Source organism: Devosia sp. 1566 (assembly GCF_004005995.1).
Lineage (GTDB): Bacteria > Pseudomonadota > Alphaproteobacteria > Rhizobiales > Devosiaceae > Devosia.
In genome coordinates this window covers 3,505,001-3,507,500 of the sequence record NZ_CP034767.1, presented here as the reverse complement: position 1 = coordinate 3,507,500, position 2,500 = coordinate 3,505,001, and the positions used below count along the sequence as shown (strand labels likewise).

Below are 2,500 nucleotides of genomic sequence, written 5' to 3'. Positions count from 1 at the left end.
GGCAAATTGCACGCGTAACTTCGGGATAAGCGTGACTTCCCAGCGGGCAACCGTTGTGGAGTGGCACAAAAGAGGGGGTGGCGACTGTTTACTAAAAACACAGGGCTCTGCGAAGTAGCAATACGACGTATAGGGTCTGACGCCTGCCCGGTGCCGGAAGGTTAAATGGAGAGGTGCAAGCTTTGAAATGAAGCCCCGGTAAACGGCGGCCGTAACTATAACGGTCCTAAGGTAGCGAAATTCCTTGTCGGGTAAGTTCCGACCTGCACGAATGGCGTAACGACTTCCCCACTGTCTCCAGTATAGACTCAGCGAAATTGAATTCCCCGTGAAGATGCGGGGTTCCTGCGGTCAGACGGAAAGACCCCATGCACCTTTACTATAGCTTTACGCTGGCATTTGTGTCGGCATGTGCAGGATAGGTGGTAGGCTTTGAAGCCAGGGCGCCAGCTCTGGTGGAGCCGCAAGATGAGATACCACCCTTATCGTCATAGATGTCTAACCGCGGCATAACAGTGTCCGGGACAGCGTATGGTGGGTAGTTTGACTGGGGCGGTCGCCTCCCAAAGAGTAACGGAGGCGCGCGATGGTGGGCTCAGAACGGTCGGAAATCGTTCGCTGAGTGCAATGGCATAAGCCTGCCTGACTGCGAGACTGACAAGTCGAGCAGAGACGAAAGTCGGTCATAGTGATCCGGTGGTCCCGCGTGGAAGGGCCATCGCTCAACGAATAAAAGGTACGCTGGGGATAACAGGCTGATAATGCCCAAGAGTCCATATCGACGGCATTGTTTGGCACCTCGATGTCGGCTCATCACATCCTGGGGCTGGAGCAGGTCCCAAGGGTATGGCTGTTCGCCATTTAAAGTGGTACGTGAGCTGGGTTTAGAACGTCGTGAGACAGTTCGGTCCCTATCTGCCGTGGGTGTAGGAATATTGAGAAGAGCTGACCCTAGTACGAGAGGACCGGGTTGGACGAACCTCTGGTGGACCTGTTGTGGCGCCAGCCGCATTGCAGGGTAGCTAAGTTCGGACGGGATAACTGCTGAAAGCATCTAAGCAGGAAGCCTCCTTCAAAACGAGTATTCCCTTGAGAGCCGTGGAAGACCACCACGTCGATAGGCCGGGTGTGGAAGCGCAGCAATGTGTGAAGCTTACCGGTACTAATAGCTCGATTGGCTTGATCGTTCTCATTAATCAATGTCCGCATTGATCTAACGATCGCTCAGAAATACACCACCAACGCTTCTTGCATGGGAAAGCGTTGGAACAAACATTAACCAGATCTTCACCATCCGTTTTTCGCTGACCTGGTGGTTCTTGCGAAGCGCCCAGGACCCGATCCCATCCCGAACTCGACCGTCAAATGCTTCCGCGCCAATGGTACTAAGTCTTAAGGCTTGGGAGAGTAGGTCGCTGCCAGGTCTGCCAAAAACGGATGTCTCAATACGTCGTCGAAACACAAAAGCCCCGCACTCAGAAATGAGGCGGGGCTTTTTCGCGTCCGGAGGAAAGGGGAGGACGGCTCTTGAGATCCTGGTGGGACTTGCGTCCGCCTGTGCCCAGTGCCTTGTCAACCATTGCGGCTTGTCGGCGTCGGATAGCACGGCGAGGGGAAGCGGTGACTAGGCTCGCCTTGACATCCACTATAGCACCCGAGCTGAGGGAGGAAGTCCGCGGCTACGCACTTGTCCGCGGGAGTTTGTTGTTGTGAACCGGTGGCCGGCCGTTACAATCCCACTCAACGGGCGATGCATGAGCAGCCCCGCCGTTCCGCAGGAACAGCGGCCGGCGGCGGCTGCAGGTGCCTTCGCCCACTTCCAACCGCGGAGCTCATCCTGATCAAGTTCATCAGACGCCCCACCAGCTGGAACACCGTCCGTAGTTCACCGTAGCCAACGAGGGCCCGCGGGCTAGCATGCGAGAAGCCGTACAACACAGATGCGCCTCTCCGAAGTGCCATCTGGTTGCCAAGCGGCCCTGCCCACCCTCACTGCTAGATCCATACCGAGGTGCGAGCTTCGGCAAAGTAGGTCTCGAATGCTACCCTGAAGGTTGCCCCAGAACCTACATACTGGCGTAAAAACATCGTCGGCTGGAGGGCGGAGCCGGAGAGTGCCCAATTCGTAATCCTGGCGAACGACGCTGAAGCCGACGCCCATTGCCACCCGCCCCCGATGGCCGACTGACAAGAGCCGGCATGGCGATAATATTTTCGGAGGCACGATCAACTGCCTGTACCTTCGGTTGTTCACGGTGGCCGTCACTGTCGTGGATCGTGAGCTAAGGCTCACATTAGCTGTGTCACGCGGAACATCTGCTTGCGTGTGATCACTGCCCCCGTTGCGTGCCGCCCCTACTCGGCCCGCAATGCAAGTAGCGCGGCTCTCAGTCGCTCACGCTAATTCCGAGGCGCCGCAAGCGTCGCTCGAATATCTCTTCCTCGTGGAACCGCAGGTTGGATAAGTTCACTATCTCCGGAATCGCGGCGTGGGTGCGCC

The 2,500-nt window shown here is 56.9% G+C and carries 1 protein-coding gene and 2 rRNA genes (2 of these 3 cut by a window edge); 2 read left to right on the top strand and 1 reads right to left on the bottom strand.

The annotated features are described in order from the left end of the window. Positions 1-1,187, top strand: a 23S ribosomal RNA gene (locus tag ELX51_RS16700) (it extends 1,536 nt beyond the left edge of the window). 121 nt (positions 1,188-1,308) lie between these two features. Further along, positions 1,309-1,424, top strand: a 5S ribosomal RNA gene (gene rrf / locus ELX51_RS16695). Between the two features lie 963 nt (positions 1,425-2,387). Here the strand turns inward: rrf and ELX51_RS16690 are convergent. Beyond that, on the bottom strand, positions 2,388-2,500 hold the end of the coding sequence (locus ELX51_RS16690) for a hypothetical protein (RefSeq protein ID WP_127754562.1). It continues 808 nt past the right edge of the window; only the last 113 of its 921 coding nucleotides appear in the window; the start codon falls outside the window, past its right edge; the stop codon is at positions 2,388-2,390.